The 6,580-nt window shown below is 61.0% G+C and carries 4 protein-coding genes and 1 pseudogene; 2 read left to right on the top strand and 3 right to left on the bottom strand.

The window, feature by feature from the left end; all coding sequences use genetic code 11:
* The coding region (locus DB708_RS28240) for a LysR family transcriptional regulator (RefSeq protein WP_133251028.1) at positions 1-231 on the bottom strand (231 nt) is incomplete at its 3' end.
* A gap of 502 nt (positions 232-733) precedes the next feature.
* Here DB708_RS28240 and DB708_RS18840 point away from each other — a divergent pair.
* Positions 734-2,827, top strand: coding sequence for an ATP-binding protein (locus tag DB708_RS18840; protein ID WP_108924493.1), 2,094 nt, complete (start codon positions 734-736; stop codon positions 2,825-2,827).
* On the opposite strand, the gene DB708_RS18835 is transcribed toward DB708_RS18840, so the two are convergent.
* Complete coding sequence (locus DB708_RS18835; protein WP_108924589.1) at positions 2,798-3,808, bottom strand: LysR family transcriptional regulator; 1,011 nt, start codon at positions 3,806-3,808, stop codon at positions 2,798-2,800. The two genes, DB708_RS18840 and DB708_RS18835, sit on opposite strands and share 30 nt — an antisense overlap.
* 356 nt (positions 3,809-4,164) lie before the next feature.
* On the opposite strand from DB708_RS18835, the pseudogene DB708_RS28235 reads away from it, so the two are divergent.
* A pseudogene (locus DB708_RS28235) lies at positions 4,165-4,896 on the top strand (LysR family transcriptional regulator); the annotation flags it as partial.
* A 135-nt stretch (positions 4,897-5,031) separates the two neighbouring features.
* Here DB708_RS28235 and DB708_RS27775 read toward each other — a convergent pair.
* Positions 5,032-6,456 (bottom strand): FAD-dependent oxidoreductase, encoded by a 1,425-nt coding sequence (locus DB708_RS27775; protein WP_235616851.1) that lies wholly within the window; start codon positions 6,454-6,456, stop codon positions 5,032-5,034.
* Positions 6,457-6,580 lie beyond the last annotated feature (124 nt).

The following is a 6,580-nucleotide window of genomic DNA, read 5'->3' as shown; positions in this document are numbered from 1 at the left end:
CCGAGCTGCCTGCAGCGCGATGCGCGCCTCGTCGGCCACCGCCCTGCCGGCGGCAGTAACGCGTACGCCGCGCCGTAGCCTTTCGGCCACAGAAGTTCCTAATTCCTTTTCCAGCGCCGCAATTTGGTGTGATATAGCTGGCTGCGACATGTGCAAGGCCACCGCTGCTGCGCTGATAGATCTATGGTCGACCAGGGCGACCAAGCATTCCAGCGCCCTCAGCGTTGCCATTCCAAAAAGATTACCTACCACCGTTGTGTTTGTGGCATTCGCGAAATCTAATCAACAAGACCACGGCGCAACGCAAACACATCATAAGACGGAGCGACCTGCCCGACTTCTACTTCCGAGTCTCGGATGCGGTCTCCACCCAGCCGGCCTTCAAGGGCTATGCGGTCACGATAAGCCGCCGGCTAGCGACGCCATTGACGAAAAGTGCTGAATTACATAGGTGTTGCCACCCCATCAGTCACTGAGCGTGCGACCAGGCGTTCTGCACCAAGCCCGCCCGGCAACGGGCGTGGTATAGAAATTTCCGAATGACATGCCCCAAAAATGTCATATTTCAAAAGCGCACGCCCGTCATGTGCCGACTACTGTAGTACTCGAGGTTCAGCGGTTCCGACAAAACAAGATCCGCAATCAGCTTGTGCGCAAACGTAACTGATTGTTGATTCACTTGACATGGCTGACCTGTGCCGAACAACATCGACAGTCATCGGGGGTGTTTAAGATGAACGCCCCGTCGGCATGCATGGCGTGTGGAACCGAATTGCGTTCGTCGGCACGCTTTTGCGATGCCTGTGGCGCACCGATCGCCGGCGTACGAACAGCAGCGGAATATAAACAGGTCACCGTAATATTCGCTGATGTCGTGCAATCGATGAACGTCGCAGCCGCCGTGGGACCGGAGCGGATGCGCGAAATCATGACCGAATTGGTCGACCGATCAGCGGCTGCCGTGCAGCGTCACGGCGGAACACTGGACAAGTTCACCGGCGACGGAGTCATGGCGATTTTTGGCGCACCTACCGCGCTCGAAGATCATGCGCTGCGTGCATGTTTGGCCGCACTCGGTATTCAAGAGGAAGCCAAGCAACTTGCCGCGAAGGTCAAGGTCGACGACGGTGTGGATCTGAGCTTGCGGGTCGGGCTCAATTCCGGGCAGGTGATCGTCGGTGAAATCGGTTCCCGCACACCGGCATATACCGCCGTCGGCGAGCAGGTCGGCATCGCGCATCGAATGGAGTCGATCGCGCCTCCTGGCGCCGTCATGATCAGCGCAGCCACGGCGCGACTCGTCGAGAACGTGCTCGCTCTCGATAAGGCTCAACAAATTCAGGTCAAAGGCGCCACTGATCCAGTGCAAGCTCATCGCCTTTTGGGCATTAGCGCACAGCACCAGCGGACTGCAGATTGTCCGCCGACATTAGTGGGCAGAGAGCGGGAATTGGCTACGTTGACGGCGATGCTGGATCGCTCCATGGCTGGACACGGCTCCGTGGTCGGCCTGGTTGGCCCGGCTGGCATCGGTAAGACGCGGCTGGCCCGTGAACTCGTACAAGTGGCGAGAAGTCTTGGTGTCAAAAGATTTCCAACCTTCGGTGAATCACATACCTCCGATGTTCCATTTGGAGCCGTGGCGCGTTTGCTGCGAGTGGCGAATCGATTGAACGGCCTAGATAATCGAGTGGCGCGGGCACGAATCAGGGCATTTATGGCCGACGCTGATGCAGATGATGTGCTGCTGCTGGACGACCTGCTCGGCATCGCCGACCCCCACGTGGCGCCGCCGAAGATCGACCCCGAGGTGCGCCGGCGACGATTGACGGCGCTCATCTCTTCTCACCTAAACCCCACACAGACAGCGGTCGTCGTGATCGAGGACGCGCACTGGATCGACGGGGTGAGTGAATCCATGCTGGTCGACTTCCTGGCCGTGACCCCTAGGACGCATTGGCTGGTGATTGTCACCTACCGCCCCGAGTACCGCGGGCCCCTTCGGGCAGTTGCCAACGCCCAGACCATTGCGCTCGCACCGCTCAACGAGGCCGAAACCATTACGCTGACCGGTGATTTGCTCGGCCCTGATCCATCCGTTCGGGAAGTTTGCGAAACTATTGCCGCGCGCGCGGGCGGAAATCCTTTCTTTGCACACGAAATGACTCGAGAACTCTGCGAACGCGGCGTGTTGGAGGGCACCCGAGGATGTCACGTGTGCGTGAAGGAAGCCGCGGATGTCCGGGTCCCAGCAACGCTGCAGGCGACCATCGGCGCTCGCATCGATCGGCTGGGCCCGCTGGCCAAGCGTGCGCTCAGTGCGGCCGCGGTCATCGGATCCCGGTTCGACGCCGATCTTTTGACGCGTCTGGGCGGCGAGGTCTCCGTCGACGAACTGGTCGCGGCTGAGCTCGTCGACCAAATCCGGCATGCGCCATGCGCAGAGTACGCATTCCGGCATCCGCTGATTCGCACCGTCGCCTATGAATCACAACTGAAGTCCGACCGCGTGCGGCTACATCGTCAGGCCGCCGCTGCGATCGAAGCGAAAGAACCTGAGGACTGCGACTCCAATGCCGATCTGATCGCGGAACATCTCACTGCCGCAGGGGATTTACGTGCCGCTTACAGCTGGCACGTGCGTGCCGCGCGGTGGGCGACCAATCACGATCTCGCCACGGCGCACCGAAGCCGGGAACGCGCACAGAACATCGCCGATGTGCTGTTGACCGATACCCCGCATAGGAGGGCGGTGCGCATCGGGGCGTCGTGTCAATCTGTTCCCGACGAAGGTCGTTCACGCCCCTGCCGCACACACCGGCGGTGAACCGGGCAGCAGCGACGAGTCGCCCGGCGCGTGATCCCCATCGCAAGACGCTGACGCCGTCGCGGTGTTGTGAGGCAGTTGGCCCGCGCAAGATTGAACTGACCAATTCGGGAGACCGCGATGGTGAATATCGGTAAGGAATTGGCGCACAAGCCCGTCTGACGGCGCGGCGACCACCGCGATGACATCGCGTTCGACTCGAGGTCGTAGGCGCCGCACCACTCCCGGTGACCCAGGCGCCAGGGCCGATACCGGAACAAGCGTCGCGCCGATCCCGGCGGCAGCCAGCTGGGCTGCGGTCCGTGGGCTCCGGGTGTGCAGGACAGGATTCAGGACGACTTTGTGACGATCCGCAAGTTCGTCGACGCTGGCGGCCAGCCCGTTGTCGGGGCCGTAATGGATAAAGGGTTCGTCGCAGAGTTCGCTGACGGCGACTCCGTCCGTGAGCCCTGTGAAACGGTGGCCCGGCCCGACAACGACGACAATCTCCTCTTTGCCGAAGACGCTGATGTGGGCAGTGGTGGACGTTGGCGCCGGCCCAATCGCGATGTCGACGACACCCGCTTCCAACCTCTCGACCATCGCATCAGCACTCGTAAACTCGGACAGGTCAAGCTGTACTTCGGGGCGCTGCGAACGCCATTGGCGTAGCACCGGTGCCAGCAACCATGTCGTCATCGTCTCCGCACATGAGATCCGGATGCTGCCGGCACCGGCTTGGGCGACCCGCTTGCCGACATGTATCGCCCTTGCCGCGGCGCTCAGCGCGGCTTGAGCCTCTTGCGCTGCGGCTCGGCCTGCCGCCGTCACCCGCACCCCTCGCGGCAACCGTTCCACCACGGGTGTGCCGAGTTCCTTTTCCAGCGAAGCGATTTGGTGAGACAGCGCGGGCTGCGACATAAAGAGTGCCGCTGCGGCTCTGCTGACCGAACGGTGCTCCACCAGTGCGACGAGGCATTCCAATGTCCGCAATGTCGTCATGTCTAGCTCATTCAACTCCACTAGGTGGAAGAGGCCGCGTTACATCGGCGGGCGGCTCGACTCCGGTCACCCGGCGTGCCATGTTGTGTTCGCCTACCCGTCGCGCGGCGCGGACCACCTTCATCCGATACTCCATTTCAGACTATAACTATACTCCAGTCTGGAGTATAGGCAAGTTTGAGCATCGCACCGGTCAACCTTTGGGGGAGATTCAGTCGGTTCGTGTGACGAGGGTATGCGCGATTTCTTCCGAACGAATACAAAAGTAGAATGGCTCGGCAATATGCTTATTCTGTTATATCCAAGCATATTTCGTGGATACGTCATCGGCAGCTACCGCAAGGTACTCTCGCAAAATGGCAACGTTGCGCGCGCTGGAATGTTTGGTCGCGCTTGTCGACCACGGCTCTGTCTCCGCTGCAGCCGCGGCATTGCATATGTCACAGCCCGCCGTATCGCACCAAATCGCAATCCTGGAAAAGGAATTAGATACTCCGGCAGCAGACAGACTATGGCGAGGCATGCGGATCACCGTCGCCGGCAGGGCAGCCGCCGAGGAGGCGCGAGTGGCTCTGCGGGCGGCCGAGCGAGCAATTTGGATCGGTCGCCGGGTTGCGCGCGCCGACGCGGGACGAATACGCATCTCCTGTGTCGAGACGATGACCACGTGGCTTCTACTACCCGTGTTGCGCCACTGGCGATCGCGGCGACCCGGCGTCCACCTCGAACTGTCCGAATTCACCAGCGACGACGCCATGCTGGACCTGCTCGAAGCTGGGCAAACCGACGTCATTTTTGGCTCGCACCCTACCCGGGCTACCGATGCGGGCATCGAAATCTTCGGCAAACAAGAGGTTGTTGTAGTCGCGGCGCCCGGACACCCCTTCACCGGGATGTCCTGCGTACCCTTTCATGACCTGCAAGGCAAGCCGTTCGTACACTACGACCAGGAGAACGCGCTCGCCGTGTGGATCGATCAACTCGCCGCACGCCACGAGGTAGAACTCAACCCGGTGCTGCGAACCCGAAGTGCGCGCACCGCAGTGCAACTGGCCGGCGCAGGGATGGGGATAACCATCGCCCCCGTATCGGCAATGCCGTCACGGCCGGCCGGAACCGTACGGCGACTACTACCGGGAACTTCGGTCGACGTCGTAGGCATCCTCGCCGCACCATCAGACACCCTCGTTTGCAAATTTGTTGCCGACATTCGCCGTCGCGGCCTACCCGCGTGGACGCCGGAAGGGCAACCCGATCGAACAGCACCCAACGTCGTCGCGTCGAGGTACACGACGTCTGCCACCTGCGACCAAAGCCCGGGCGGCTCGTCCCACAATAGCCGGGCGAAATAGAGAAGCGGGACTGTCGATCATCCACAGAACGCGGAGAAGCTGCTGCGCTACTGCCGGATCCGTTTCGATCGCTGCCAAAATGCAGTTCATGTAAGGAGTTGTCATCCGTGCCGATAGCGACTGACGGCCCGGGACGTATGGGAGGGCTAGATCCGACCGGACTGCTGTCCCCCATGCGGTCCGAATGCTCTTGGCTGATCTCCGATGAAACCGCTTTTGCACGTGACGAATGTTGTTGTCGCGGCGTAGGCAGTCGCGTAATACTTCAGCTTCGATCGCGGCGATCGTCATACCTTGGCCGTAAATCGGGTTGAAGCTACAGACCGCATCGCCGAAAACCAATAACCCCTCGGGCATCCGAGCAAGTTTGTCGTAGCGCAACCATCGGTTAGACGGCACCCGATGCTGTGCCACCTCAGCGAGCGGTTCTCCTGCTCGGACCGCAGCCGTCACGTGGGGAGGCGCAACTTCCGCGACGAGGTCAAGGAACGCTTCGCGCGCAACGGGCGGGTCCTGACCTCCCAGAAACCCCACACAGACAAAGTAGGTGTCCTGCTCGCAACCGATCATCGCGAAAAGCGATGGACGGCTCGGCGTTGGCGGGTTCGCCACCATGACTTCTGTCAGCATTCCATGCGGAATACGAACGGGTAACGTTGAGTACGCCAGACGCACATCAACGCTGTCAGATCGTGGACGGTCGTATCCGAACTGCTCAAGAAACATCGGGGTTCTCGAGCCACGACCAGTCGCGTCCACGACCAGATCTGCCGGCAGCCGCATCGCGGTGTCATTATCGCGCTTGGAGACCCACACGTCGGTGATGCGAAGGCGTTCGGGGTCGGTGCCCAAGCTGACAAAATCGTGCTGTTCAAGGATTTTCACGTTTGGGATTGCTCGGACCGCTCGGCGAACTCCCCATTCGAGTAGCGGACGACTCAGATGGTAGTTCGTCATCGCCGCGGGATCGGGGAGTGTGGACGAACGCGCCATCAGGCGCCCCCCGATCATCCACCAGAATCTGGATAAGTCGCCGTCGTCCCATCTGATTGCGCCATCGGCGACTAACTGATCAAAGAGGCCCGGGAATCGGTGCCCGAGAATCTCCACAGCTTTGCCCAGCAGGGCGTGCGGATGCTTGCCTTGCGGAACACCCCGGCGATTAACCGGTCCCTCGGGCAGACGGTCCCGCTCGACGACAGTAACCGTGTGGTAGAAATCGGCCAATGCACGTGCGGCAAGGAGTCCACCCATGCTCGCGCCCAAAACGATTGCTCTCTGCCGTGTTTCGCCCACTCGCGAATCTCCCTAACCTCATACGCGTGCCACATGGACACCGGAAAACGCATCGCGCGCATTGAACTCGAAGACCTGCCATGGCCTTGGGTTGAGACACACTGCCGCGCAGGATAAGCGAGCA

Source organism: Mycobacterium montefiorense, from assembly GCF_003112775.1.
In the GTDB taxonomy this organism is placed as follows: domain Bacteria; phylum Actinomycetota; class Actinomycetes; order Mycobacteriales; family Mycobacteriaceae; genus Mycobacterium; species Mycobacterium montefiorense.
The sequence above is the reverse complement of the archived record's forward strand: the minus strand, read 5'-3'. Positions and strand labels throughout refer to the sequence as shown.